This is a genomic window from Streptomyces macrosporus, assembly GCF_039533145.1.
Classification (GTDB): Bacteria; Actinomycetota; Actinomycetes; order Streptomycetales; family Streptomycetaceae; genus Streptomyces; species Streptomyces macrosporus.
The window spans coordinates 113,228-138,583 of record NZ_BAAASZ010000006.1 but is presented as its reverse complement, the minus strand read 5'-3'; the positions used below and the strand labels follow the sequence as shown (position 1 = coordinate 138,583).

Here is a 25,356-nt window from a genome sequence, read left to right as displayed (position 1 = left end):
CCACCGCCCGCGCGGGCGGTGGGACCACGGCCGGACCGGTACTCGGGACGCCTTTCCGGAAGCGATGAGCGGGGACGCCTAGCGGGAGCGGCCGTGGGTCGCGAGCTCCTTGGCGGCCTCGGTGAGGTCCTTGGCGGTGTCGATGGCCCGCCAGTACGCGCCCTGCGGGATCTGGTAGCCCGCCAGGGCGCGTTCGCGCGCCAGGCGCGGGAAGGTGGTCCGCTCGTGGTCGCCGCGGTCGGGGAGCATCGCGGTGAAGGGCGCGGAGAAGACGTAGACGCCCGCGTTGATCAGGTACGGCGAGGGCGGGGCCTCGATGAAGTCCAGGACGTGCCCGAACTCGTCGGTCTCCACGGCCCCCCAGGGAATGCGCGGACGGGCCAGCGCCACGGTGGCGGTGGCGCCGCGCTCGGCGTGGAACTCGGCCATCTCGCGCAGCGGGAAACGCGTCCAGATGTCGCCGTTGGTGGCGTACCACGGCTCGTCGGGGCGGGGGAGCGAGGCGGCGGCGTACTTCAGACCGCCGCCGCGGCCCAGGGGCTCCTTCTCGACGACGGTCGTCACCTTCAGCGGCAGCTCGTTGCTCTCCAGCCACTCCTGGAGCACCTCGGCGAGGTGGCCGCAGGAGATCACGGCGTCGGTGACGCCCTCGGAGGCCAGCCAGGCGAGCTGGTGGCCGATGATCGGAGTCCCGGTGCCGGGGATCTCGACCATCGGCTTGGGACGGTCGTCGGTGTACGGGCGCAGCCGTGAACCCTGGCCACCGGCCAGGACCACGGCCTGGGTCGGGTGGATGTGCGCGAACTGGGCGTCGAGAGTCATGCGGAGACGATATGCGCAGCCGCTTCCGCGCCCACCCGGTACCCGGTATTCCCCGGGGCGCCCGGCTCTGCCGGGGGGCGCCCGGGGCGCACGTCGGTCAGCGGAACTCGGCGATCCCCGCGGCGAAGGAGGTGTCGCACACCGGCCGGGAGTACGCGTGGGCGCGGTGGGCGCTGCCGTACTTCCGCACCGCGGCCCGGCCCAGGGCCCGCGCGATGGAGGTGCAGTGCTTCGCCAGGGACGGCCTGCGGTTCATCTCCTCCTGCAGGCCCGTCAGGGCGACGCCCGGGTCCTTCTCCTGGAGCTCCGCGACGAGCCGGTCGCGCACCACCTCGTGCCGGGCACGGGGCTCGCCCCGGGGCGCCGTCCGCTCCGAGGAGGAGGTGAGGACCTGGGTCCCGTGGGGCGAGGCCGCCCAGGGGACACGGGTGACGGCGAGGGTCCCGGACAGGACCAGGACGACCGGGAGGACGAGGGCGAGAGTCCTGCCGATGTGGCGCGCTACCGGATTCACTGCTGGAGCCTTCCTCGCGAGGACGGTTTCGGGGAGCCCGTTGAGGGGCGGTTCGATGGTAGCGAGGAGTAGTGATTTGGCGACATTTGGTCACCCCCCTGAGTGATGGAGACCCGCACATCGCTCGCGGCGTGTTGACGAACTCCCCTTCCGGACAAGCGAAGAGGGGCCCGTACCCCCGCGTGCCGCGGGTGGTACGGGCCCCTGTCGACCGTCGTCCGGCCGTGGTGGGAGAACCGGCCGGCCGGACGAGGCTCAGTCGCTCAGACGCACACCGGTGGAGGTGGAGAAGACGTGGGTCTCGCCGGCGCGCGGCACCACGTGGATCTGGGAGCCCTTCTCCGGGATCTCGCGGGCGCCGACGCGGACGATGAGGTCCTTCGCCTCGCCGCCGACCTCGGCGGTGCCGTACACGTAGCCGTCGGCGCCCAGCTCCTCGACGACGTTCACGGTGACGGCCAGACCGGCGGGCTGGTCCTTGGACATCCCCGAGCCCTCGCCGCTGACGACGTCCAGGTGCTCGGGACGGATGCCGACGGTGACGGTCTTGTCGCCCTTGCTCGCGGCCTCGGCGATCGCCTCGCGCTCGACCGGGACCACGCTGTTGCCGAACTTCACGCCGCCGTCGATGATCGGCACCTCGACCAGGTTCATCGCCGGGGAGCCGATGAAGCCCGCGACGAAGAGGTTGGCCGGCTTGTCGTACATGCGGCGCGGCGCGTCGATCTGCTGGAGCACGCCGTCCTTGAGCACGGCCACCCGGTCGCCCATGGTCATGGCCTCGGTCTGGTCGTGGGTGACGTACACGGTGGTGATGCCCAGACGGCGCTGGAGGCTGGCGATCTGCGTACGGGTCTGGACGCGGAGCTTGGCGTCGAGGTTCGACAGCGGCTCGTCCATGAGGAACACCTGCGGCTCGCGGACGATCGCGCGGCCCATCGCCACACGCTGCCGCTGACCACCGGAGAGCGCCTTGGGCTTGCGGTCCAGGTACGGCACCAGGTCCAGGATCTTGGCGGCGTCCTCGACCTTCGCGCGGATCTGGTCCTTCGGCACGCCCGCGATCTTGAGCGCGAAGCCCATGTTCTGGGCGACGGTCATGTGCGGGTACAGCGCGTAGTTCTGGAACACCATCGCGATGTCCCGGTCCTTGGGCGGCAGGTGGGTGACGTCACGGTCACCGATGCGGATGGCGCCGCCGTTGACGTCCTCCAGGCCCGCGAGCATTCGCAGGGAGGTGGACTTGCCGCAACCGGAGGGGCCGACGAGGACGAGGAACTCGCCGTCCTCGATCTGGATGTCGAGCTGGTCGACGGCGGGCTTGTCGGCACCCGGGTAGATCCGGGTGGCCTTGTCGTAGGTGACCGTGGCCATGTCGATTGTCTCCTTCACCGGCAGGAACGTGCCGGACGATCCGAGTAAAGGTGTCGTTCCACGGGTGTGATCCCGTGCGAACGTGCGCTGACCGTAACCCGGAGGGGCACTCGTTGTCAGCAGTTCGCACCCGACGAAAAGTCCGGCCGCTCTCGCCCGGGATGTAGGTAGACTGCGTACGCGCGACAGCGCACGCCGCCTTAGCTCAGCTGGTAGAGCGCCGCTCTTGTAAAGCGAAGGTCGTCGGTTCGAGCCCGACAGGCGGCTCCAGCCCTGAACAGGGACGAAGCCCCGGACCATGATCGGTCCGGGGCTTCTGACATCCGTCTGACATCCACAGGTGACATCAACGAGGGCGGTCACCCACGGTCGATGCGCCGTCTGAGCAGCCGGTCCATGTGGCTGATCGCCTCCCGCTGGGTGTCCTGCGCCACGTGCGTGTAGACGTCCATGGTGATGCTGATCTGGCTGTGCCCGAGGATCTCCATCACCACACGGGGAGCCACCCCGGCCGCGGCAAGCAGCGTGGCGCAGCCGTGCCGGGCGTCGTGCAGCCGGATACGCCGCAGGCCGGCCGAGTCCGTGATCCGGAAGAAGGACCGGTTGATGTTCTGCGGATCGATCGGACGGCCGTTGCGGGTGCGGAACACCCACGAGGACGGCGACAGCTCCTCGCCCTTCCGCCGGGCCGCCTCACGCTGCCGCATCCGGTGCCAGCGCAGCGCCGCCAGGCAGATCAGGGGGAGGGGAACGGGCCGGGCCCGGCCGGTCTTGGTGGTGTCCTCGTACAGCTCACCGCCGACCCGCTGAACCTGCTTGCTGACCCGCAGGACGCGGTTCTCCAGGTCCACGTCCGACCAGCGCAGGCCGAGAATCTCCCCGCGCCGCAGACCCATGGCCACGGCCAGGACGAAGGCGGCATACAGCGGATCGCGGCGCGCGGCCTCCAGGAAGGTCAGCGTCTCGTCCAGCGTCCACGGCGACGACTCGCGGCTGACCACCTTCGGCGGCTCGACGAGGCTCGCCACGTTGCGCGTCACCAGCTCCTCACGGCAGGCCGAGGTGAGCGCCGTCCGCAGCACACGGTGAGCCTCCTTGGCGGTGGCCGGAGACGCCTTGCGGGACACCTCGGCGACGAAGGTCCGCACGTGGCGCGGGCTCAGTGTCTCCAGCCGCTTGGAGCCGAGCAGCGGTACGAGGTAGAGCCGGACGTGCATCGCGTACTTGCTGTACGTCGTCCGCTTCCGGTTCGGCTTGATGACGTTCTCCAGCCAGTACGGCAGCCACTCGGCGAGCTTCGCTGACCGGGTGGGCACCGGGATGCCCTGCGCGGCCTTGTCCAGCAGCTCACGGCGCTTCGTGTCGCACTCCGCCCACGTCTTGCCGTACGCGAACTTCCGGGCTCGGGTGCCGTCCGGCTGGAGGACGTAGACCGCCGCCTGATAGCGACCGTCCTTCCGCTTGGTGATCGTCCCCGCGCCGTTGGGATTGCGCTTGTGCTGTCCGGGCATCAGGCCGCCTCCGCCATCTGGTGAGAGATGAACTCCCGCAGCGCCGAGGCGGGAATGCGCCGGGACCGGCCGATGGTGACCGAGGGCAGGCGGCGTGAGCGGATCAGGTCGTAGACCGTGGAGCGACCGAGCCGGAGCCGAGCCATCACCTCCGGCACGGTGAGCAGTTCCTCATCAGGCATGGGCGGTTTCTCCTTCCGTGCTGGTGTCGGGGGTGAGGGAGTTGGCGAGCCATTGCTCACCAGGGGTCAGGCCGGTACCGGCGAAGGCCCAGTGGCCGAGGACGAGCGTGGTTTCCTCCGGCTCGGCAGCGGGATCGTGGGGTGTCTCGCCGCGCGCGATGGTCGCTTGGAGCCGTCGCCATTCGGCGCGGGCCTGGCGGAGGGCGCCGAGGGTGGTGGAGTAGCGACGCGTCTTGGTCGAGAAGTGGCCGCGGAAGCCGAGCATGTGCGCCCAGGCCCGCAGCCGCAGGTGTGCCAGGTCCTTCCGAGCGCCGAGGGCCCAGGCGGTGCGGATCATGCGCCGGGCGTGGTCGGAGAGGTCGAGCCCGGCCAGCTCGGCGAGGAACCTCAGCGGCCGGTCCAGGGTGCCGGTGGCCGTCTCGGCGCCCTTGGTGGCGTACTTGGCGATGTACGCGGCGACGGCCCGGTCGGTCAGCTCGGTGCCGCCGCCGAGGTCGGCCGAGCGGATGACCCGCACGTCGAGCTGGCGACCGAAGGCGAAGGTGTGCGCCCGTCCGTCGAGGACCGGACCGGTGATCCGGGCGGCGGCCACGGCGGCCCGGATGGCGTCGGTCAGCAGCTCGGCACTGGCCCAGGACGGCGGCGGGGTGTCGCCGCCGGTCGGGCCGTCGAGGCGGATCACGGCGTGGAAGTGGACCGCGCCGCGCTTCTGGTACTCGGCGACCTTGGCGAAGGACACCCGCGCGTACTGCCTAAACGCCCGCTGGGTGAGGCCGGCCCGCTTGGCGATCTCCCGGCGCAGGTAGATCGAGAAGCGCCGCCAGAGGGCCCCGGCGTGCGCGTTCCACAGCACGGCCGCCTCGTAGTCGTACCCGTCGGGGTCCAGCGGCGTGCCGAGGGCCGGATCGTCGGGAGTGTGGCGGACACCGCAGCGGCAGCGGCCGGCGTCGGGCCGGTTGTGGACCGGGCCGAAGCTGGGGGCGGTGAAGGTGGCGAACACGCGCGGGTGCGCGGCGACCTGCTCGGGGGTGCCCTTGCCGCCGCGCAGGCCGGCGGTGATCAGTTGGTAGGTGTCGCGGCGGTAGGTCTCGGCGCAGGTGGCGCACCGGGTGGTGCGGCGGTTGTTGCAGCGCACCAGCAGGTGACCGGCGGGCAGGTCGGTGGAGTCCAGCCGGTGCAGCTCGGGGCCGATCTCGCCGGTGGTGGTGTCGACGGCGTGTTCGGCGCGGTAGCCAGCGAGCCGGATCGGACGCGCGCAGCCGCCGAGGCCGGTCAGCTGGCGGACCAGGCCGGGCAGGCTACCCCAAGAGGCCAGTCTGCCGAGTTCTTTCAGCGGCGGCGGGGTGGTGCGGGGGATGATGAGGACTCTCCTTCTCTGGCTTGCGGGTCGGATGAGGGAGCGAGGCCGGTCGGGGCGGCGGGATGCTTGGCGGTATCGAGGCCGCCCCGACCGGCCGGTTAGTCGTTGGTGCCGTTGACGATCTCGACTCCGGTGCGGGTGCCGGTGTCGATGGCCGGGGCAAGGAAGGTGTCGGCGAGGTAGAAGCCGAAGAGGGCGATCACCACGACGACCCACAGGCGGATGCCGAGGAACTTCACGGCGGCCCAGGCGATGACGCCCAGGACGAGGACCAGGGGCAGGGAGACGGTCACGGAAACCTCCAGTCAGCGGACGGGGCAGCGGTGGGTACGGGCGGCCAGCTCGGCGGCGGCCCGGCTGTCGTAGTCGGCGGAGAAGCCGCAGCGCGGAGCCGTGCAGGCGGCGGTGTGCTTCTCACGGCCCCGGCCGTCGTAGGCGGTGCCGACCTGCACGGGGCCGATGCGGACGACGCGGCGGAAGCGGCGGCGCGCGGACATGAGCGGTCCTCCTGTCAGGCGAGGTGAGCGGCGATGGCATCGGCCAGGGCGGGCGGGACGCCGAGGCGAGCGCGCAGGGTGTCGGTGTCGATCGGGGCGCCGGTCCGGGCGCGGTGTGCGTCGGCGACCTTCCGGGCGTGCTCGACCAGCGCGGCCGGGACGGCGGGAGCCGCCGGAAGCGCCGGGGCCGGCGCAGCAGGCCGGGCCGGTTCGGGCTCTGGTTCCGGCTCGGGGTCGGCAGCTGCGGGCAGCTCGGAGGCGTCCTCGTCCGGCTCATCCGGCGCCGCAGCGCGGGGTGAGTGGGCGAGGAGCGTGCCGCCGAGGAAGGCGACCGCGGGCCAGCCGGCGACGAGGATGCGCAGCCAGTCGGGCACGTCGCCCAGGTCGAGGAGCCCGGCGGTGGCGACGTTCGCGCCGAGCGAGGCGGTCAGGGCGGTGATGAACCAGCACCACCCGGCCGCCGTGGCGTTGCCCGAGCGCAGGCGCCGCCAGGCCGCGACGAGCAGCAGGTCCACGCTGATGGGGTAGGCCCAAGCTTTCCAGCCGTGCTGTCCGGCCGCTTCGGCCAGGTCGTGCAGATGCGCAAACGACAGGGCACCGGCGATGACGGCCTGAATCAGCACGGCGTCCAGCCGGATCAGGTAGCGGCGCATCGGTGGCACCTCCTTCCAGGTCTGGTCAGTTGAGGGGTTCGGTCGCGGCGCGAGGGCCGAGGTAGAGCAGCAACTCCCGCCGTCCGTCCTCGTCGGCCACGCGGTAGGCGGCGCGGGCAGCGGTCACGGCGGCGGCCAGATCCCCGTCGGCGACGGCCTGAGCGACGAGCCGCACGGCCCGCTCGATGTCGGGGCGCATCCGGGCACCTCCTTCCGGTTTCTGGCATGGGTGGGGTAGGGACTGGCGCGATGCGGTCGCGCCGGCCGTCGGTACGGGGTGAGTCAGTCGGTCACCGGTCGCGGCGCGACCAGCGGAGTCGGCCGCTCGACCGGGACCGCCGGAACGCGCGGCCGGAACGGGTCGAGGGCGGGTACGTCCGGGAGGAGGTGCGCCGTCTCCTGGCAGACGGCGGCAGCGTCACTCAGGGACAGGTAGGGGGTGCGGATGCGGGACCAGCCGCCGGAGGTGTCACCGGCCACGGCCAGGCCCGGCCGCTCCGGGGCGATGGAGCAGGCCGCCTCGACCGCTTCGGGGGCGATGTCGCCGAGCGCCATCTTCGCGGAGGCCTCGTCGTTCACCCGATGGCAAATCCGGCCGGTGAGCTGGGCCCGCAGCATGGTGGCGCCCTTGCCCAGCTCGGCGCCGAAGCGCTGCCCGCAGACCTCCAGGTAGATCCCGGCGGCCCGGCCGAGCTGGGCGAGGCGGATGAGCTGGGTGACCATCGCGTCGCGCCGTTCCTCGTCCTTCTTCGTGGCGACCAGGAAGAGTTCGGCCACCTCGTCGACGAACAGCACGATCGGCACCGGCCGCTCGTCGTCGGGCAGGCCCCAGACGTCCGAGGTGATGTCCTCGTTTGGGGTGCCGGGGGCGATGCCCTGTCGGGCCTTGATCAAGTCGTAGCGGTCCTCCATCTCCTTGACCAGCGCGGGCAGCAGCTCGGCCGCCTCGTCCGGATCGGTGGCCAGGGCGGACAGGCGCGGGGCGAAGGGGGCCAGTTCCACCCCGCGCTTGCAGTCGATCCCGGCCAGTGCGACCGGTTGCCGGGCCAGGCCGGCGAGGAGGTTGCGCAGGTACATGGACTTGCCCGACAGCGTGGCGCCGAGCACGAGTTCATGTGGAACGGCCTGGTAGTCGCGGACGAACGCGGTCGCGTCCTCCCGCAGCGCCACCGGCACGGCGAGGAAGTCGCTCTCGACACCGCGCGGCATCCGCACCCGGTCCAGCACGTCGAAGCCGACCAGGCGCAGCTCGACCACGCCCGGCTTGACCTCCGCCACGTACACCGCGTGCACGCCCCAGGCGTGGCGGAGCCGTTCGGCCGAGGCCGCCAGGTCGGCCGGTTCCTGCCCCGGTGCCAGCCGAAGCCGGACCCGCAGGCCGGTCGAGGTCGGACGGATCAGGCCCCGACGGGGCGGCACCGGCCGGACCTCTCGCCGGGTCGTCGCCCAGGTGGCCAAGGCCCGGAGCCGGGAGGGCGGGACAGTCAGCCCGCAGGAGTCCATGACCGAGCCGTACGAGGTCAGCAGCCGCGCCACCGACACCGGCAGGCCCACCGTGGGCCAGTAGGCCGCCGGGTGCCGGGACTTGGCCCAGGCGGCGGCCCCACCACCGAGCACGGCAACGGGACCGCCCACCTCCAGCCACGTCATCAGGTCCGCCATCGGTCAGGCCCCCACCGCGGCCGGGACGGTGCCGGGCATCACGGCGGCGGCCCGGTAGGCGATGCCGTGGCGCTGCTGGCCGTTGAACACGTTCTCCCACGGCTTGGCCACCAGGCCCGGCAGGGACACCGGAGCGCCCAGGGTCAGCCCCTCGGCGACGCCGCTTTCCGGCACGGTCACCCGGATCAGCGCGGACTCGCCCTCGTCGATGTAGACGACGCCGACCGTCATCAGCGTCTCGCCGGTCACGGCGTCCTTGGCGACTTCGCCGGTCTGCCGGTCGCGGACCTTCTTCTCAGGGGCTTCGGTCAGCAGGATCGTGGCGGTTGAGGTCTCCACACGGATGGTGCGCAACGTTTCTTCTCTCCTTGAGGTACACGGAAGCCATCGGCGTCTAGTCGTCTAGACAAGATGCGTCAAAGTGATCCCGCGTCAGCCGGGAACGCGGACCACTGTGCCACACAGCTTGCTCACTCGTCTATACGAGTATGCCTATGGGTGTGTACGAGTCGAGAGAAGCCGACCACCAGGCCGCACCGCACCTCGCCACCCCAGGCCGTCAGGTGGCCGGCAGCCGGTATGACAGGACGTAAGCGTCGGCGGCCATCACCGTGTCGCAGACCTCCACCGCGCGCCCCTCGGTGTCGTACGCAGTGCGCACCAGGTGGATCACCGGCACACCCGAGGCCAGGCGCAGCGTCCGCACCTCCTGGGGCGTGGGCATCCGGGCCTTGATCTCCTCGTCGAAGTGGTCCAGCCGGTGCCCCAGCTCCTCCAGCCGGGCATAGATGCCGCCGGGCCCGGGGTTGGGCTGGGCGATCGGGGTGTTGCGAGCCAGGTCGAGCGGGAGGTAGGAGGTGGCGAACTCCACCGGCCGCCCGTCCAGCAGGTACCGGCGCCGGCGGACCAGCACCCGGCGCGGCGAGCCCAGACGCGCGGCGATGTCCTGACTCGGCCGCTCCTCCCCGACCTCCAGACTGTCCACCTCCGACTTGCTCCCCGCCGCCTCGGCCTCCACGATGAACGCCGACTTCCCCTGCTCGCGGTGACGCCGGGCGAAGCGGTCGGAGGCCAGACGCCGCACGGGCGGACGCGGCCGGACGAAGACGCCCCTGCCGTGCTCGGAGACCACCAGGCCCTCGGTCTGAAGGATCGCCAGCGAGTTCCGCACGGTCATCCGCGATACGCCGTAGTGCTCGACCAATTCGGCTTCGGACGGCAGCTTGTCGCCCTCCTTGAACCGGCCCCTGTCGATGGCCTCGCGGATCTGGTCGGCGATCTGCCGGAACACCGCACGGTCGCTGGTCGGGTCCAGCGCTCCGAGAGCGCCGGAGGGGGAGGCCGCCATCTTTACTCCTTTGGATATCTAGACGAGAGGCTGAGTGTCGTTGCTACGGTGGAGAGCCTAGCCAGCGAGGAGAGTCGAGAACGTGAGTACCGCTGAACGCCCCCATTCCGTGAGCGTCGCCGGAGTCATCGTCGACGACCGCGGCCGGGCCCTGCTGATCAAGCGCAGGGACAACGGGCACTGGGAGCCGCCCGGCGGAGTCCTCGAAGCCGGGGAGACCATCCCCGAGGCCCTCCAGCGCGAGGTCCTCGAAGAGACCGGCCTCAAGATCGCCCTTCCGGCGACCCTGACCGGCGTCTACAAGAACATGACCGGCCTGATCGTCTCGCTCGTCTTCCGCTGCGAGGCGATCGTCGGCACCCCCACCACCGGTGACGAGACCCGCGCCCTGCGCTGGGCCACCCGCGAGGAAGTCACCGAGCTGGCCGACGAGGCGTACGCGGTGCGCGTGCTGGACGCCCTGGACGCGGCGTCCCCGCCGGCCGTCCGAGCGCACGACGGCGGAAACTCGTCTAGCCCGAACCCACTGCCCATGGCGGCCTACCAGCACGAGGAGACTTGTATGGATGAGTATACGAGTACGGTGCGGGTCTGGGAACTCTCCTGTCCGAGACTCCCGGCCGAGGTCGGCCGCGCCCGCCGCTGGACCCGCGACATCCTCGACGACAACCCGTGCGCCGACGACGCGGCATTGATCGTGACCGAGCTGGGCGCCAACGCGGTCACCCACACCACCGGGCCCGCCTTCCGCGTCACCATCACCCGAACCGTCGAGGCCGTGACGATCTCCGTCACCGACACCGGCAACAGCACCACCCACCCGCGGATCACTCACCCCGACACCGAGGCCACCCACGGCCGAGGACTGGCCATCGTCGCTCTCCTCGCCATCGGCATGGAGGTCCACCACGACGGCCACGGCCACACGGTGACCGCTCACCTCCCCGCCTCCGCACCGCAGTCGGCCGTACGGGAAGCCCAGCCATGCTGACCCGCTTCTACTGGTGCGAGGTGATCGCCCACACCCCCGACGACGGCCGCACCTTCTGGCTCGGCTCCCACCCCACCAGCTCACCGCGGCTTGCCCTGCGCTGGTTACGGCACCGCGCCCGCCACCTCAGCGACCAGCTCGACCCACCGGCCGCGCGGCCCGTCCTGCACTGGCTCGACGACGACCAGGAGCACGAGCACGCGATGGCCGTCCTCGCCCACGGCGCGATGTACAGCTACACGGTCTTCGACGACGCCGTGCGCTACCTGCTCACCGCCCGACCAACCCCGAGGCAGCACCCATGACCTCCGACCGCGCCGCCGACAACGACCAGCTGTACCGCTACGAGATCACCGCCGCCCTGAACGCCGTCGTCCGTGCCTGCCAACACGTCGTCTCCGACCACAGCCACCGCGGCTTCTGGGTTCCCAGAACCAGCACCGACCAGGCCACGCACCACGAGCTGATCGAAGCCGCCCGCCGAGACGTACTCCACCGCCTCCAGGTCGTCATCCGGGCAGCCGAAACAGTTGCCCAGGACATCGAGCAGGACCGCCAGCGCCGGCCCAACCGGCCGACTGAGTAACAACCTTCTCTACGAGTTCAAGGCGGCTCGCTGCCGCTCGCCGCGCGCGGCCCGGCTCCCCGCCGGGCCTGCGCTCCTGTCTTCGCCCCGCTCCGCCCCGGCGTCCGCCAGCCGCGCACCAGCAGCACGCCAGATGGTTGCCGACCAGGCGCCGTCGTGGCTGGGGGTCGGCTCCGACGGCTTTACGCACCTGCCCGGTCCGGGACCCGCGTCGAGCAAGCCCAGGGGGCCACTCGGACACATTGCGGGCAGGTCCACAGCCTGCCCGAGTTGCCGACCAGCGTACGGCCCCCTGGCCATGCCCGACCCCAGCCCGGGCAGGACACCGCCCAAACCCGCTCCGCCGACTCTTTACTAGCGCTCCGGCCTTTGAACAAAGGCACCACAACGCTCTACAGACCGTTGTTAGCGTTGGGCGGGCGAAGCCGCCTTCCTAGTTTATTGATTTCAGCAGCTCTACGCGCAAGCTTCTGATACCGATTGTCGTAGATTAACTCCAAAGCTTGCGTGAAGAGCTCAATCCCATCAAGCACCATGTTCAACGGCAACGGAGTCCGCTCATGACTCCCTAGGTTCCCTATCCACTTCATGGCCATAAGATGAGACGCCGCATCGGGGTTCTTTTCCTGAAACGCCTCAATTCTTTTATGCGTCTCAAGGGGGCTTCTGTTGGGCTTCAGCTTCCTTATGCGCCTATCATCAAGTGTGGCTTCGATTGCGGACCTGATTCTATTAGCCGCTGCGCTCGGGTCGGAAAGAATGACGGATGAAGCCGAAATGATGAGATCTTGCACCGAACTCGGAACTTTATCCGGTAGGTCCATCATGGGTAGAGGAGGGACCGCAAAACGGACCTCGTAACTTTTAGGAACGGAAGCCTCATCAAAATTAGCTACCTCGTCAAACTCCTCATCAATACTGAGGTCAGGATCCCATTCCGCTTTCCAAGCCCCTACAATGGCATGCGTTTTCTTGCATTGAGGCCGCGAGCATCCGTAGGTTCCATGGAAAAAACCAAACATCCTGCTTGGATCCCAGTCGGGGTCGTTGCGTGCCAACACGCTCTCGGGGTCCTCAAAAATTTCGACAGTCGGCTCCATGGAGGAGAGACGGCAATGTGGACACGGGAAGTCAGGCCACTCAAGGAAAGGGCCCGAGAGCGCCTCGAACATTTCGCGATGGAAGTGTGCACGCATGGCACCCACCTCAGATCAATTTCATCTGCTCATGGCCGTCATCATAACGGCGCTGCGCCTGATAGTACGGAAGTAGGGCCGTCGGAAGGTTTGGCCGCTTACCTTCAAGTAGTTCTTTCACTGTAATGATCTGGGCCTTAGGGAACTTCTGCCCGTTGGTATATGTGTATACGCCAGCGTGGTTAGCCGCCTCCACCATGGCCTTAGTGGGATTTTTCATCGAAATCAGCACGCCCATCGCAGCTTTTTGGGACTCCACCGCCCCCACCAGTTCGCGTACGTGCATCGGACCTACGGAAATACCGCCCTTGACAGATACCAGAACGCGATGTGACCCACCCTTGGAATCAATCGGGATGCGGATCACGCCATCGACACCCCGGTCCCCGACCTGCCGTTCGTTAGGCTGGCCGTCGACGAGCATTACGCACCAACGCTCGAACTCAAACGGCGAAGCCCGGAATAGTTTCTCCGCGCCAGGAAGGTCCTTCGGTATACCTAGAATTTCGTATGAATCTTGGACTGACTCTGAGTAGGTGTGCCTCAATCGCGCATCAATCAAGTCGATAGCCAGTGTCGTAACGTCTATTCCCACCCATCGACGCTCCAATTTCTGCGCAGCATCTACTGTCGTGCCACATCCGCAGAACGGATCGAGCACAAGGTCACCAGGATTACTGCTGGATTTAATAATTCTTTCCAGCAACGCCGTCGGCTTTTGAGTGGGGTATCCTAGACGCTCCTTATCGGCAGAGGTTAGGCGGATGTCTGTCCAAATATCCTGAAGTGGAACACCGGGTTGCTCGTCCAGGTAACGCTTATAGACCGGCATTCCAGTGCTTCTGAATTCGATGCGACCCGCGGCGTACATCTCATCAAGCTTCTGGCGTGAGTACGCCCAGTGTCGCCCCTTGTAGGGCCTAACTCCGTGCCACTCAAAGTCAACATCCCCTCCCCCTTTAGCTGCAGTTAGATCCCCCCTGCGATATCGCCTTCCGGTACCCTCTTCGACATGCGTGTAATTTTTCAGGATCGTCGCTTGGTCAAAGGGAGTGTACTGCTGGTTCCAGGTGAACTTACTTGAAACCGTGTAAAAGAAGATGACGTCATGGCTCCTGCCGTACCTCAATGAATCATTCTTGGCCCCTGCTCGCTGCCAACTGATTTCATTGCGGAAGTTCTTCGGCCCAAAAATGGAGTCAAGGATAATCTTGAGGTAGTGACTTGCGGTTGGATCGCAATGGAGATAGAGAGATCCTGTGGGCTTCAATACCCTTCGAAGCTCGACCAAACGTGCCGTCATCATCACGAGGTAAGCGAGAACGTCGTTTTCTCCGAGTAGTTTTCTCAGGGCTTCGAGAGTATCTTTTGCTGAATTCGGGTAAGGCCCATTAATCAACTCCGAAAAAAGTGATTCTGTCTCGTGACTCCATGACCAAGTGTCACCAAACGCCTCGATCTGAGCTGGTGACTCAGCGCCGCTCTTTTCCTTGAAAAGTACATTGTAAGAGCGGTTGGAGTTGAACGGAGGGTCAAGGTAAACGAGGTCAACGGTCTCGTCTTGGATGTGTTCCCTCAGCACATCCAGGTTATCTCCGTAGTACAGCTTATTGCGCCACACCGCTTCTGAGTCCCTCCTAGCCATGTTGGAATCTTGCCAGACAGCAGCAGGCCAAGGGGTCGCTTCCTGCACTGTCCTGAGGGTCCGCCCACAACCGTTCGTCTTGAGAGCACCGGTCAGCATGGTCTCTTACCTCACTGAAGAAGCAGTACAACAGGAGGGACCAGTAACTACAACGCCTGTGGGTAACCCTCCCTGCGCCCCTGAAGGCTCGTCCTGAGCATGCCTGTTGGTCACTGCACAGTGGTCGGCAGCCGCGCAAGCACCTGCACGGTCCCAGGTGACAGCTAAGACGGCGAGACCGACCACAGCAGACCGTCAGCAGCTCAGGCAGTTGGCTAGCCGATGTGTCACAGGCGTGCCAGATCCAGCGGTAAGCCACGGTCAGTGGCAGGTACGGCGCCGGGGGCAGGGACAGGGCACGACGCTGGCACGACGCTGCAGATCAGGCGAGGTGCGGTCCTACCGCCCTCCTATAGCGGTGACGAGGCGTGGTGACATCACTAGATGACATCAACGTCCCCGGACGACAGCAGATCGAGGCGGCTGCACGAGGATCAGGATCTGTCAGGGGCGTGAGAGCTGGGCAGGTCGCACAGCTCGGTGATCGAACTTGTAAAGCGAAGGTCGTCGGTTCGAGCCCGACAGGCGGCTCCACGCACGAGCAGCGGGAACGCCCCGGACCAGGGAAGGTCCGGGGCGTTCGACGTCCGCGGGTGGCATCGGCGGGAGGCGGTGGGCGTGAGCGGAGGAGCGTGCGTCCGGCCGGCACGTCGGCTCCGCCGGCCTCGATCGCTCGGGGAGAGGCCGGGGCCCGGTGCTCAGCGCCGTGGCGGGTCGACGAACGGATCGGGGAGAGGCGTCGTTGCGTCGGGCCGGTGCTGCTCGACCCTCGCCCGACGGTCGGCTTCCCGCTCGTTGTGCACCCGGACACTGAGCGCTCCGCTGCCCAGGACCGTGAGGACGAGTGACGCCACGATCAGCAGGGTCGTGCGCGCGGCCGGGGTCATCGTGCTGCTCACAGCTTCTCCAGGAGCGTTCTCGCCACGGCCACGGCCACCCGACGAGCCCGCTCCGGGCTGCTCGGCTCGGCCGTGTAGCGGACCGTGAGGACGTCCCGGCCGAGCAGTACGGTCACGTCGGCCTCGGCTCGGTTCTCGGCCCTCGCACCGGACGTTTCGAACCGGGCCTCGGCGAACGCCTCCTCCCCGAGCCCCGGCACCTTTCGAGGAGCACTGCCGTCGCCGGCCGCGTACTCCCTCGACCGGTCGAACGAGTCCCGCGCCTCCTCCCAGCCGCTTCCGAAGCGGGTGGTCCCATGTCGCTCCAAGTCGACACTCAGCCGTCCGTAACGGCCCTTCTCCACCCAGCCGTCGCCGCTGGTCGCCTCGCACTCGGCCTCGTTGCGCACCTCGTGTCGTGGCGTGGCCCGGTGCGTCACGCGGGCCAGCGGAACGATCCTGCGCAGCTCCTCCGACGCGACCAGGGAGCACGGATCACGCGGAGCCGCGTCGGCGGTGCCGTCCGTCGTCAGAAACGCCCCCGCCATGAACCAACCGAACAGCCCGGCAGCGACAAAACCCACAGTCGCCGCCCCCTGCGCCACCCGTCGGACCAAACGGTCCGGACGCGACGATTCGTCCCGCTCGTTTCCCCCCATGACACCCCCTGTGGATTCTGGCAGAAGGGACCGGGGATGGGTAGGCGGTTCCGCTCCGGGAGGCCAGGTCGTCGAGGCACAGGGGGCAGCGGGTGCCCGGCCGACGGCCGACCGGGTTTCGGTGGTGTTCCGCCGCGGGTCGGCACGGGTGATGTCGGTGGGGGACGAGGCGCTCCGGCCGTCGGGGTTCCCCGCGCCGTCGCCCCCGCTCCCGGCCGGATTCGGGTGCCGGTCCGCTGTCGACGGCGGCCGGCACGGTGGGCGTCAACGGCCGGGAGGGGACGGGAGGGGAGGAGGTCGGGCGACCGAGGGGGCGGGGCCGCTCGCGGAGCGGATGGTCGACCGGCGGGTCGCCGAGGGGGTGTTCACGCGCGATACGTCCCAGGACGGGGTGTACGGCCCGGAAGCGGACGAGGGGTACCTGCCGGGTCCCGCCTGGAGCGAGGCCGTGCGCGGTCGCGCGGGGGCGGGGTGGCCCCGGGCCGGTGCCGGGGGTTCAGTCCAGCTTCCCCGCCGCCTTGAGGTCGTCGAGGACGAGCCGGCCGGCCGGGGAGAAGCGGTCGCGGTCGGCGTGGGTCAGCCAGAGGACCTCCTCGACCTCCGCGGAGGCGGCCGGTGTGCCCCGGTAGTCGCCGGTGTAGCAGCTCATGCGCACCACCGTGCCCTCCGCGCGGCCGTGGGCCCGGGCCTCGTACGTGCCCAGGAACTCCACGGTCTCCGGGACGAGGGTCACGTTCAGCTCCTCCCGGATCTCGCGCACCAGGGTCTGGACGTCGCTCTCGCCCTCCTCCCGCTTGCCGCCGGGGAGGTAGCAGGTGTCCTTCCCCCGGGAACGGGCGGCGAGGACCTTCCCGTTCTCGACCCGCACCCACGCCACCTTGTCGATCAGGATCGACATCGCCCTGCCCTCACTCGTAGGAAATCCGGACAGGAAGGACCCTACCGTCGCGGAATCACGGCTTCCGCGGCCGGTGGTGGAGGTCGTCCCGGTCCCTCGCCGGCCCGCGGACGGCACGCCTCCGACGCTGCCTCCGACACCGCCGCGGGCCGGCGGGCGGATTTCCGGCACACGGCCCGTCCGGCTGCCGCCGTCCGCGGTGCCCGAACGTGCGGACCGCTCCGGGAACCCGCCTCAGAGCGACCGCCCCGGGGGACGGCATCGTCAGGGGCGACCTCGTTCCGGCGATGGACTTCGACGACGCCGGGACCGATCTCCGGGCCCTCGTCACCGGCTGACGCCCCCGCGCCCCGCGTGACCGGAAAATCGCTCGGACGCGGTGGGCCGGGCACGTATCGTGGCCCGCCGACCGACAGGTGCGCGAGAGCGGGGGAGACCATGGAACACGGCGGATGGGCGGACGAGGGGTACGGGGCCGTCGCCGACGCGTTCCGCCGGAACTTCTCCGAGCGCGGTGAACTCGGCGCCGCCGTCACGGTGTTCGTGGACGGGCGCGAGGTCGCCGACCTGTGGGGCGGCATCGCCGACGAGCGGACCGGCCGGCCCTGGGAGAAGGACACCGCCGCCCCGATCTTCTCCGCCGTCAAGGGCGTCACCACCCTGTGCGCGCTGCTCCTCGACCAGGAGGGGAAGCTGGACCTCGACGCCCCGGTGGCCCGGTACTGGCCGGAGTTCGCCCGGCACGGCAAGGAGCGGATCACCACGCGCACGGTGCTCGCGCACCGCGCCGGGCTGCCCGCCCTCGACCGCACCCCGAGCCTTGCGGAGATCACCGCCTGGACCCCGGTGGTCCGCGCCCTGGAGGAGCAGGAGCCGCTGTGGGAGCCCGGCGAGGCGATCGAGTACCACGGGCACACCTTCGGTTTCCTCGTCGGCGAGGTGATCCGGCGGATCACCGGGCTCACCCCCGGCGCGTACCTCCGCAGGGCCGTCGCCGACGAGTTGGGCCTGCGCACCTGGATCGGCGTACCGGAGGAGGAGATCCCGCGGCTGGCCAGGGTCAAGGAGCCCGACGGCGGGATTCCGCTGCCGCCCGCCGACTCGCTGATCACCCGCATCCTCACGATGAACGGCGCGCTCGTCTTCCCCGGCACCGACGACCCGCACGGCTACGGCTCCCCGCGGGTGCTGGCCGCCGAGTTCCCCGGCGCGGGCGGGGCCTCCACGGCGCGCGGCCTGGCCACGCTGTACGCGGCGGCGGCCACCGGCATCGACGGCGTCGTCCCCCGTCTGCTGTCCCGGAACACCCTCGACGACATCGTCCGCGAACTGTCGTCCGGCCCGTCCTGGTCGGGCATCCCCGACCTGGGCACGCGCTGGGGCACCGGCTTCAAGCTGGACTGCCCCTCCTGCCCCATGCTCGGCCCGCGCAGCTTCGGCCACGACGGGGCGGGCGGCCCGATGGGCTTCGGCGACGACGAGTACGGCGTCGGCTTCGGCTACGTCGCCAACCACATGCTCGGCTCCGACGACGACCGCGTGGACCACCTGGTCGCGGCGGTGCGGAAGTGCCTGGGGGCCTGAAGCGCCCGCGGGCCTGAAGTGTCCGGGGTCCGACCGGGACGGGCCGCCTGCCGGAGCGCGGCACGGCCCACGGGCGGCGGGGGCACGGCGGGGCAGGACGGAGGGCCGCGTCACGGATGCCCGGTGGGCCGGGACGTGACGGGGCCTCGGACGGGAGCGAGTCCGGGCCGTCCCTCGCGCTCGCCCGCCGTCACAGGCCCGCGTGCCGCAGCAGGAGCGGAAGGTCCTCGTCCTTCACCCGGGTCACGCCCTGCGGATGGCGGTTGCTCAGCGCCCGGAGCGGGACGGGGTCGCGGTGGAGTCTGCGCGTCGCGTCCGGCAGGAGCGCGGCCGGGAACTTCCACGGCTGCCGGGGGTTCTCGGGCGCCGCGCGGGGTTCGCCCTCGATCGCGGCCACGGCGGCGATCTCCCGCACGGGGGAGGCGAAGTAGATCCACAGGCGGTCCCCGGCGGCCACGCGGCGCCGGCGCGACAGGCACCACTCCCTCCGGGGCGCCGTCTCGGCCAGTTCCAGATAGCGGTCCTTGGTGGAGGGTTCGCCGTCCGCCGTGTCCGCGGGGCGCACGATGAACAGCCAGTCGCCCATGGGGCCTCCTCGTCTCGTCCTGCCTCGCCGTGTTTCGCCGTGTTTCGCCGTGTCCCGCCGTGCCCGCGGCCCTTCGGGGATCGGGTGTCCACCGTGGGCGCGGGCACTCCGGAACGCTCCCGCCGGCCGCTCGGACGTGCTCCGAGGCCGGGAAATCGGCAAGAATGCACCCTTTCGGGGGGATCACGGTGGTTGTTACGGTGGCAGTCGATCCGCTGGACGCCGTACGCATGTGAGCGCGATCAGGGGAATCCGACGTTCGGGGGAGCGTGCTCGCCCGGGAAGTCCGGTGTCTCCCACACCCGGTCGTCTACCTCCAGGAGCACGCAGTGACACGTCGTTCCACCTTGGCCGCGATCGCCCTCACGTCCGCCCTGTTGCTGGCGGCCTGCGGAGGAGGGGGCACGGAGAACGCCGGGAGTCCGGCCCCGACGGCGGCGAAGCCCTCCGCCGCCACCCCGCCCGAGAAGACCGCCTCGTCCTCCCCGGGCGCGTCCGGAGGAGCCACCTCCGCCCCGTCCGCGCCCCGGGAGTCCGTCCGGCCGTCCACCCGTCCGCCCGAGCGCGGGGACGGGACGGCGGACACGGCGGCCGACACCCCGCGGGACGCCTCCCGGAAGTCGGGGCGGGCCCGAGGGGCGGACGAGACCGAGCTCGCCGTGCTGACGGGAGTGCGGGTGGGCGTCCACGACACCTACGACCGGGTCGTCTTCGACTTCGCGGGCGGCGCTCCCGCGTACGTCGCCGAGTACGTGGACGCGCTGCACCAGGACGGCTCCGGCGAGGAGATCCCCGTCGCGGGCGAGCACCGGATGATGCTCGTCTTCACCCGGGCCGAGCCCGAGGAGCCGGGGACGGACCTCGGCGGGGGCACCACCCCCACCGTCCGGGGGCTGAAACTCGTCAGCTACTTCGAGGGGGACACCCGCTTCGGCATCGGCGTCGACGCCCGCCGGGGCGACGGCCGGCCGGGCTTCCGGGTGACCACGGGACAGAACAAGATCGTCGTCGACATCGCGCACGAGGCGGCGGGCTGACGCCCCGGAACGCGCGTGAGGGGTCTTCCGGCCGTGGAGGCCGGAAGACCCCGGGGGCGGGGCTCAGGCCGGGGCGAAACGGGCGAGGAGGTCGCCGGCGGTGAGGAGGCGGACGTCCGGGCCGAGACCGGCGTCCAGGGCACCCGGGAAGAGGCGGTAGAGGTCGCCGCTCTCCCACCGGGCCGGGACGTCGCCGTGGACGAGCGCGGCGAAGCGGCCGGCCTCGCCGAGCACCCCGGCGAGCGCCTCGTCGATCTCCTCCGTCGTCCCCGTGCGCAGGCCGTCGTGGGCGTACCCCTCCAGGACGCGGGCGGTGAAGGCGTCGACGCCCTCCTCCGCGCCGCGCCGGTAGCGGGCCAGGGAGAGCCCGTCGGCCGAGCGGACCCACACCTCCGGCGAACCGGCCGCGGCCAGGCGGACGGCGAGGTCCCACAGGGTGGCGCGGGCGCCGGGCGCGAAGTGGACGGTCAGGTCGGAGGCGAGCCGGCCCAGACGGTCGCGGTGGCGGTACACGTTGTGCAGGCCGCCGGAGACCGACAGGTTGGTGTCCGTCCACAGGGCGGTGCGTCCCGCCAGGTCCAGGACCATGGGCAGGCACACCCGGGCGTGGCCCGCCAGGTCGAACCGCTGCCGGACCCGCCCCGGGTCGTACTGCCGCCCGTGACGGCCCGTCTTCTTCCCGGCGTCCTGGGCGGCGAGGGGCATGACGCCGGCGAACGCGTCGGCCAACTCGTCGAACGGCACGTCGTTGTAGCTGAACACCACCACCGCGGCGTACCGCACCCCGGCCGCCGCCAGCGCCTCCGCGTCCAGGTCGACGAACTCCGTCGCGCCGTTCGGCGGCGGGGCGGAGGTGTGGTCGCCCGAGTGGACCGCGGCACGGTCGGCGAAGACCAGATGGGTGTAGTCGCACAGGCCGACGAAGCGCCACTCCGCGTCGTACAGCGCCACCGACAGGTCCAGGTCGACCCGCTGCCCCCGCTGCTCCATCCAGTGCAGGAACAGCCGCATCCGCCCGCCGGCGGGCAGCGCCCGGCGGCTGCCGCGCGGTACGGCGATCAGCGCCCTGGCCGCCGCCCGCTCGGCGAACGGCACCACCAGATCGGCCAGCCCCGCGTCGAGGACGGCGGCGCCGCGCGGTTCGCCGGCGGACTCGCGCGCGCGGCGCAGCAGTTCCTCCTCCAGCGCCGCGCACACCGCCTCGGCCGCGGCGCGCGACACCGGCGGGGCGTGGTCGTCGACGCCGTGGGCGAGGGCGATGGTGCCGCGCGGGAAGAACACCCGCCGCTCGCCCGCCTCGTGCGGGACGCGCAGCCGCCCCCAGGCGCCCAGCAGCGGACCCGGACCGACCCGGCGCAGGGCGCCCGGGAGCCCGTCGAGCAGGCCCGGCGGGAGGTCGGGCGCGGCCTCGTCGCCCGCGGTCCACACGCTGTGGACGCGCAGCAGGTGGTGCAGCCGGCGCACCAGCTCACCGGGGCGGCGCAGCAGCAGCGCGGTGGCGCCCGCCGTGTCCCCGGCCGCGAGCAGCTCCTCGACCTCGGAGGCGAAGGTCCGCACCGCCACGCGGACGGCCCCGCCGGGACGGCCCGCGACCAGCCGCGCCCGGTCGCCGAGCCCGGCCGCCGCGTCCACCAGCCGACCGGCCTTCCCCGACGCCTTCCCCGACCCCAGGTCGGTGCCGCGCACGGCGGCGAACGCCACCGCGGCGCGCGGGAAGCGGCCCTGGTGCTCGAAGGGGTGCAACACCTCGCCCACGCGCTTCCACGCCTGGGGCCTGCGCAGCATGTCCTCGGCCACCAGCTCGGGCGGCAGGGCGTCGAGCACGCCCAGGAGCGCGCGGCGCAGCGGACGCGGCAGCGACCGCAGACGCGGCGGGACCAGCAGGTCCGGCTCGGCGCCGGAGTACGCCCACAGCAGACGCAGCACGTCGGTGGCCGTGTCCAGCCGGGTGCGCAGCGCCTCCCGCGCCGCCGGGGCGGTGTCGGGGCCGTCCAGCAGCGCGGCCAGGACCGCGGCCTTGGTCTCGCGCACCGGGATCTCCTCCGGCAGCCACTCCAGGCCCGGGTCGGCGTGGGGCAGGACGGCGGCCAGGTCCTCGCGGTCCTGCGTCGACAGCGGGGTGCGGCGGGCCAGCAGGCCGGCGAGCACCAGGCCCGCGCCGTCCCGCGGTCCGGCGCCCTCGCCCAGGCGCAGCGGACGCAGCGACGGCGGCGCCTCGTCCCGCCGCTCCGCCGTCCGCCGGGCCTTCGCCGCCCGCGGGCGACGCGACGCGGACGGGTCCAGGTACGGGGCCTCGCGGTCGTCCACGTGGGCGCCGCACACCGGGCAGGGGAAGCGGCGCTCGGCGTACGCGTCCTCCGCGCGCTCCTCCTCGGCGGCCCGGGCCAGGCACTCCGAGCACACCAGATGGGCGCACGGCGCGAGCGCGCCGATGTCGCCGGTGCGACCGCACGACACGCACGGCTGGTGCGGCTGGCTCAGCAGGAAGGCCAGGATGCGCTCGCTGTAGAGGCTGTGCGCGTGGTCCGGCACGGCGTCGGGGAAGCCGCGGAACAGCGGGACGTGCTCGCGGTCGGCGCCGAGGAGCGCGTCGATCCGGCCCAGCAGCCGGATGCCGTGCTCGGCCAGGTCGGCCGGGGGCAGGGCGGCGAGCGCGGCGCGCAGCGGGGCCGTCAGGACGAAGCCGCGCCGGGCGAGGTCGGCCTCCAGGGCGGTCAACCCCCTGGCGTTCAGGTGGGGATCGGTCCGTTCCCCGTCCGTGCGGGCGTCGACGTACACGGTGGAGAAGCGCCGCAGCAGCAGCCCTTCGAGGTCGTCCGCGGCCGTGGCCGTCGTGACGTCGGTACGGTCGCCGGCACGCGTGACCGTCATGCTCACACCCCCGTGGAAAAGCGGACAGGACGCCGCTCGGCAAAAGCGGCGCGGGGGCGGGGAGTGGGCGCGCTCGGGATCTTTTGCAGAGAAGAGATGAGAAGGAAGCACGCCGCGGAGCCGCCCCCGCGTGGCCCTCACCCTAGAGGGCCGGTCCGACGGTCGGCGAACGGTTTTCCCGGGTGGCGGCGGGGTGTCAGGGGTCCGGCGACGCGGCGCGGACGCGGTCGACGGCGCGCAGGATCTCATCGCGGTTCCTCCCGCGCTCGATCCACACGGGCAGGGAGGCCACCGGCGTCTTCTCCGTGCCCGGGTCGTACCAGTGGGCCCGTTCGCGCGGCCTGGCCCGCACGTACCGCTCGATCGGGTCGAGGTGTTCGAGGTTGTAGGCCCACAGCGGGCCGTGGCGGGTCCTGGTCCGGAGCCGCAGCGGCAGGCCGAGGTACGGGTCCCGCGCGGACCCGCCCGAACCCCGGTGGAAGTCCACGCCGCCGCTCCGCGTCCGGGACAGGCCGCAGGTGCGGCAGACCAGGCGCCGGGGCGCGAGCGCCGGGAAGAGGGGATGGCCGGGCTCGTGCGGAATCCTGACGACGCGCGCGTCCCCTCCGCAGGCCGGACACGCGACGAGGATCGGGTCGGGGACGTCGAATCGCGTGTGGCGCCGGTCCCGGAACCGGTGGGAGCCCCGAGACCGGCGGGAGCGGGGCGGGGGCGGCGGGCTCATGGAGCCGGTATGGGGCGCACGGCCGCTCGCCGGTCGGGGTCGCCGGGTGGGAGCATCGTCGGCGTCCCGTCCCGATGAGCGAGGAGCCGACCGTGAGCGTCGAACGCATCGAACCGTCCATGACCGCGGGAGAGCGCGAGATGCTGCGCGCCTACCTCGACGTCCAGCGGGCGACGCTCGCCATGAAGTGCGAGGGCCTCGACGACGAGGAACTGCGCCGGTGTTCCATGCCGCCGTCCACGCTCTCCCTGCTCGGCCTGGTGCGGCACATGGCCGAGGTGGAGCGCGCGTGGTTCCGCCGGATGATCGCCGGCGAGGACGTCCCGCTGGTCTGGTCCGACGAGGGCGACTTCCAGGTGGCGTACGACGCGAGCACGGCCACGCGGGCGGAGGCGTTCGACGCCTGGCAGGCGGAGGTGGAGCACGCGCGCCGGATCGAGCGGGAGGCGGAGTCGCTGGACGTGACGGGCCGCCACCACCGCACGGGCGAGGAGCTGTCGCTGCGTCTGGCGGTGCTCCACGTGATCCAGGAGTACGCCCGCCACAACGGACACGCCGACTTCCTGCGGGAGGGCATCGACGGCGTCACCGGGGTGTGAACTCCCCGCCCGGTCCGGTCGGTTCGCCGGGGCCGGGCGGGATCAGCCGCCCAGGCGGGCCTTCCAGACCTCCTCGCAGGGCCAGTCGCGCGCCCACTCGGCGGAGACCTCGTGGTAGTCCCGGGGTGCGGGGTGGGGCGCGCGGATCTCGATCAGGTCCTCGACGGTGAAGCCGGCGTCGCGCAGGACGCGGATCATCTCGCCGTGCGGCAGCACGAACTCCACGCGCTTCCCCCACTCCAGGCGGCCCATGCCGAACTGCGGACGTCGCAGGGTGGTGGACGCCCGCCCCTCCGGGGACGCGCAGAGCGCGAACAGCGGCGAGTACCGCATGAACACCAGCCGCCCGCCGGGGGCCAGGAGCCGTGCGGCCTCCGGGATCCAGCGGCGCGGGTCGCACCACAGGGACGCGCCGTACTCGCTGACGGCCAGGTCGAACGTGCCGTCGGGGCAGGGGACCCGTTCGGCGTCGGCGAGGAGAAGGGGGAAGTCGAGGCCGAACTCCTCCTGCAGGGCGCGGGCGGTGGCGAGCTGCCGTTCGGAGAGGTCCACGCCGACCGGGCGGGCGCCGGCCCGCGCGAGCCAGGCGGAGACGTAGGCGGTGCCGCAGCCCAGCTCGACGACGCGCTTCCCGGCGAGGTCGTCGGGGAGGAGGGAGAGCTCGGACTCGGGGGTGGACCACAGGCCCCAGGCCGGTTCGGTGCGCGACCAGTGGCCGCGGGCGAGCGGGCCGTGGGAGGCGGCGGCCTCCTCGTCCCAGTAGCGCTGGTTCAGACGTGTGTGGCCGTTGGTTCCGGTGCGGTCGTCGTGCCCGTCGGAAGGGGTCATGGGGGCATTGGACCGGAGGCCCGCCGTGGGCGGCAACGGATTTCGGCTTGTCCCGCATCTGGTCGGCCGTCCGGACGGCCGCTACGTTACCCACGGTAACTTCCCCATCCGCCCGTCCGTTCGATCAGGGAGCGCGCCATGACGACAACGACGTCACCCCACTGCCCCTCCCCGCGACGCCGCCGTTTCCGAAGGCTCGCCGGCTGCGCCGCCGCCCTCGTGCTGGCCGCCACGGCCGCGTCCCCCGCGTCG

28 protein-coding genes, 1 tRNA gene and 1 pseudogene are annotated in these 25,356 nt (G+C 71.0%); 8 read left to right on the top strand and 22 right to left on the bottom strand.

Annotated elements, in window-relative coordinates:
• Positions 1-78: 78 nt before the first annotated feature.
• The 3 genes from ABD335_RS03595 to ABD335_RS03585 all read right to left on the bottom strand — a co-directional run bounded on the left by ABD335_RS03595 (position 79) and on the right by ABD335_RS03585 (position 2,710).
• Positions 79-822, bottom strand: a complete 744-nt coding sequence (locus ABD335_RS03595) for a nucleotidyltransferase family protein (RefSeq protein ID WP_344320558.1) — start codon at positions 820-822, stop codon at positions 79-81.
• A 97-nt stretch (positions 823-919) separates the two neighbouring features.
• Positions 920-1,336 (bottom strand): hypothetical protein, encoded by a 417-nt coding sequence (locus ABD335_RS03590; protein WP_344320557.1) that lies wholly within the window; start codon positions 1,334-1,336, stop codon positions 920-922.
• Between the two features lie 255 nt (positions 1,337-1,591).
• On the bottom strand, positions 1,592-2,710 hold the full coding sequence (locus ABD335_RS03585) for an ABC transporter ATP-binding protein (protein ID WP_344320556.1): 1,119 nt from the start codon (positions 2,708-2,710) through the stop codon (positions 1,592-1,594).
• 194 nt (positions 2,711-2,904) lie between these two features.
• Between ABD335_RS03585 and ABD335_RS03580 the strand changes: the two genes are divergently transcribed.
• Positions 2,905-2,980: transfer RNA gene (locus ABD335_RS03580), tRNA-Thr, on the top strand.
• Between the two features lie 89 nt (positions 2,981-3,069).
• Here ABD335_RS03580 and ABD335_RS03575 read toward each other — a convergent pair.
• The 10 genes from ABD335_RS03575 to ABD335_RS03530 all read right to left on the bottom strand — a co-directional run bounded on the left by ABD335_RS03575 (position 3,070) and on the right by ABD335_RS03530 (position 9,923).
• A complete protein-coding gene (locus ABD335_RS03575; RefSeq protein ID WP_344320555.1) occupies positions 3,070-4,221 on the bottom strand; it encodes a tyrosine-type recombinase/integrase in 1,152 nt (383 codons plus the stop codon).
• The gene (locus tag ABD335_RS03570; RefSeq protein ID WP_344320554.1) at positions 4,221-4,403 is read right to left on the bottom strand and encodes a helix-turn-helix domain-containing protein; all 183 of its coding nucleotides are present in this window, start codon (positions 4,401-4,403) and stop codon (positions 4,221-4,223) included. The genes ABD335_RS03575 and ABD335_RS03570 overlap by 1 nt, the downstream gene beginning before the upstream one ends.
• On the bottom strand, positions 4,396-5,736 hold the full coding sequence (locus tag ABD335_RS03565) for a replication initiator (RefSeq protein WP_425583542.1): 1,341 nt from the start codon (positions 5,734-5,736) through the stop codon (positions 4,396-4,398). The genes ABD335_RS03570 and ABD335_RS03565 overlap by 8 nt, the downstream gene beginning before the upstream one ends.
• A 125-nt stretch (positions 5,737-5,861) precedes the next feature.
• Complete coding sequence (locus ABD335_RS03560) at positions 5,862-6,056, bottom strand: hypothetical protein (protein WP_344320553.1); 195 nt, start codon at positions 6,054-6,056, stop codon at positions 5,862-5,864.
• A 12-nt stretch (positions 6,057-6,068) separates the two neighbouring features.
• Positions 6,069-6,260 (bottom strand): mobile element transfer protein, encoded by a 192-nt coding sequence (locus tag ABD335_RS03555; protein ID WP_344320552.1) that lies wholly within the window; start codon positions 6,258-6,260, stop codon positions 6,069-6,071.
• Between the two features lie 14 nt (positions 6,261-6,274).
• Complete coding sequence (locus tag ABD335_RS03550) at positions 6,275-6,913, bottom strand: DUF2637 domain-containing protein (protein WP_344320551.1); 639 nt, start codon at positions 6,911-6,913, stop codon at positions 6,275-6,277.
• A 25-nt stretch (positions 6,914-6,938) separates the two neighbouring features.
• A complete protein-coding gene (locus ABD335_RS03545) occupies positions 6,939-7,112 on the bottom strand; it encodes a hypothetical protein (RefSeq protein ID WP_344320550.1) in 174 nt (57 codons plus the stop codon).
• Between the two features lie 83 nt (positions 7,113-7,195).
• Positions 7,196-8,575, bottom strand: a complete 1,380-nt coding sequence (locus tag ABD335_RS03540; RefSeq protein ID WP_344320549.1) for an FtsK/SpoIIIE domain-containing protein — start codon at positions 8,573-8,575, stop codon at positions 7,196-7,198.
• Positions 8,576-8,578: 3 nt separating this feature from the next.
• On the bottom strand, positions 8,579-8,929 hold the full coding sequence (locus ABD335_RS03535) for an SCO3933 family regulatory protein (RefSeq protein WP_344320548.1): 351 nt from the start codon (positions 8,927-8,929) through the stop codon (positions 8,579-8,581).
• Between the two features lie 205 nt (positions 8,930-9,134).
• Positions 9,135-9,923 carry a GntR family transcriptional regulator gene (locus ABD335_RS03530; protein ID WP_344320547.1) on the bottom strand — a complete coding sequence of 263 codons (789 nt, stop codon included), beginning with the start codon at positions 9,921-9,923 and terminating at the stop codon, positions 9,135-9,137.
• A gap of 109 nt (positions 9,924-10,032) precedes the next feature.
• On the opposite strand from ABD335_RS03530, the pseudogene ABD335_RS03525 reads away from it, so the two are divergent.
• The 4 genes and pseudogenes from ABD335_RS03525 to ABD335_RS03510 all read left to right on the top strand — a co-directional run.
• Positions 10,033-10,425: pseudogene (locus tag ABD335_RS03525) on the top strand (NUDIX hydrolase); the annotation flags it as partial.
• Positions 10,426-10,455: 30 nt separating this feature from the next.
• Entirely contained in the window at positions 10,456-10,914 is a 459-nt protein-coding gene (locus ABD335_RS03520) for an ATP-binding protein (protein ID WP_344320709.1), read from the top strand.
• Entirely contained in the window at positions 10,908-11,219 is a 312-nt protein-coding gene (locus tag ABD335_RS03515; protein ID WP_344320546.1) for a hypothetical protein, read from the top strand. Before ABD335_RS03520 ends, ABD335_RS03515 begins: the two co-directional genes overlap by 7 nt.
• Positions 11,216-11,500: a hypothetical protein gene (locus tag ABD335_RS03510; protein ID WP_344320545.1), complete on the top strand. Its 285-nt coding sequence runs from the start codon at positions 11,216-11,218 to the stop codon at positions 11,498-11,500. Before ABD335_RS03515 ends, ABD335_RS03510 begins: the two co-directional genes overlap by 4 nt.
• 392 nt (positions 11,501-11,892) lie before the next feature.
• Here the strand turns inward: ABD335_RS03510 and ABD335_RS03505 are convergent, their stop codons facing one another.
• The 5 genes from ABD335_RS03505 to ABD335_RS03485 all read right to left on the bottom strand — a co-directional run bounded on the left by ABD335_RS03505 (position 11,893) and on the right by ABD335_RS03485 (position 16,875).
• Positions 11,893-12,600, bottom strand: a complete 708-nt coding sequence (locus ABD335_RS03505; RefSeq protein WP_344320544.1) for a DUF4145 domain-containing protein — start codon at positions 12,598-12,600, stop codon at positions 11,893-11,895.
• A gap of 106 nt (positions 12,601-12,706) precedes the next feature.
• On the bottom strand, positions 12,707-14,341 hold the full coding sequence (locus tag ABD335_RS03500) for a DNA methyltransferase (RefSeq protein ID WP_344320543.1): 1,635 nt from the start codon (positions 14,339-14,341) through the stop codon (positions 12,707-12,709).
• Positions 14,342-15,138: 797 nt separating this feature from the next.
• The gene (locus ABD335_RS03495; protein WP_344320542.1) at positions 15,139-15,339 is read right to left on the bottom strand and encodes a hypothetical protein; all 201 of its coding nucleotides are present in this window, start codon (positions 15,337-15,339) and stop codon (positions 15,139-15,141) included.
• Complete coding sequence (locus ABD335_RS03490; RefSeq protein WP_344320541.1) at positions 15,336-15,866, bottom strand: hypothetical protein; 531 nt, start codon at positions 15,864-15,866, stop codon at positions 15,336-15,338. The genes ABD335_RS03495 and ABD335_RS03490 overlap by 4 nt, the downstream gene beginning before the upstream one ends.
• A 607-nt stretch (positions 15,867-16,473) precedes the next feature.
• The gene (locus ABD335_RS03485; RefSeq protein ID WP_344320540.1) at positions 16,474-16,875 is read right to left on the bottom strand and encodes an NUDIX hydrolase; all 402 of its coding nucleotides are present in this window, start codon (positions 16,873-16,875) and stop codon (positions 16,474-16,476) included.
• A 438-nt stretch (positions 16,876-17,313) separates the two neighbouring features.
• Here ABD335_RS03485 and ABD335_RS03480 point away from each other — a divergent pair, with 438 nt between their 5' ends.
• Positions 17,314-18,459: a serine hydrolase domain-containing protein gene (locus ABD335_RS03480; RefSeq protein WP_344320539.1), complete on the top strand. Its 1,146-nt coding sequence runs from the start codon at positions 17,314-17,316 to the stop codon at positions 18,457-18,459.
• Between the two features lie 190 nt (positions 18,460-18,649).
• Here ABD335_RS03480 and ABD335_RS03475 read toward each other — a convergent pair whose 3' ends face one another.
• The gene (locus tag ABD335_RS03475) at positions 18,650-19,045 is read right to left on the bottom strand and encodes a hypothetical protein (protein WP_344320538.1); all 396 of its coding nucleotides are present in this window, start codon (positions 19,043-19,045) and stop codon (positions 18,650-18,652) included.
• Between the two features lie 329 nt (positions 19,046-19,374).
• On the opposite strand from ABD335_RS03475, the gene ABD335_RS03470 reads away from it, so the two are divergent.
• Positions 19,375-20,082: an AMIN-like domain-containing (lipo)protein gene (locus ABD335_RS03470; RefSeq protein ID WP_344320537.1), complete on the top strand. Its 708-nt coding sequence runs from the start codon at positions 19,375-19,377 to the stop codon at positions 20,080-20,082.
• A 63-nt stretch (positions 20,083-20,145) separates the two neighbouring features.
• On the opposite strand, the gene ABD335_RS03465 is transcribed toward ABD335_RS03470, so the two are convergent.
• Positions 20,146-22,953: an MXAN_6230/SCO0854 family RING domain-containing protein gene (locus tag ABD335_RS03465; RefSeq protein WP_344320536.1), complete on the bottom strand. Its 2,808-nt coding sequence runs from the start codon at positions 22,951-22,953 to the stop codon at positions 20,146-20,148.
• A gap of 196 nt (positions 22,954-23,149) precedes the next feature.
• Entirely contained in the window at positions 23,150-23,440 is a 291-nt protein-coding gene (locus ABD335_RS03460; protein ID WP_344320535.1) for a hypothetical protein, read from the bottom strand.
• A 329-nt stretch (positions 23,441-23,769) separates the two neighbouring features.
• Here ABD335_RS03460 and ABD335_RS03455 point away from each other — a divergent pair, with 329 nt between their 5' ends.
• Positions 23,770-24,276, top strand: a complete 507-nt coding sequence (locus ABD335_RS03455) for a DinB family protein (RefSeq protein WP_344320534.1) — start codon at positions 23,770-23,772, stop codon at positions 24,274-24,276.
• Positions 24,277-24,318: 42 nt separating this feature from the next.
• Here the strand turns inward: ABD335_RS03455 and ABD335_RS03450 are convergent, their stop codons facing one another.
• A complete protein-coding gene (locus ABD335_RS03450; RefSeq protein ID WP_344320533.1) occupies positions 24,319-25,104 on the bottom strand; it encodes a class I SAM-dependent methyltransferase in 786 nt (261 codons plus the stop codon).
• Positions 25,105-25,356 lie beyond the last annotated feature (252 nt).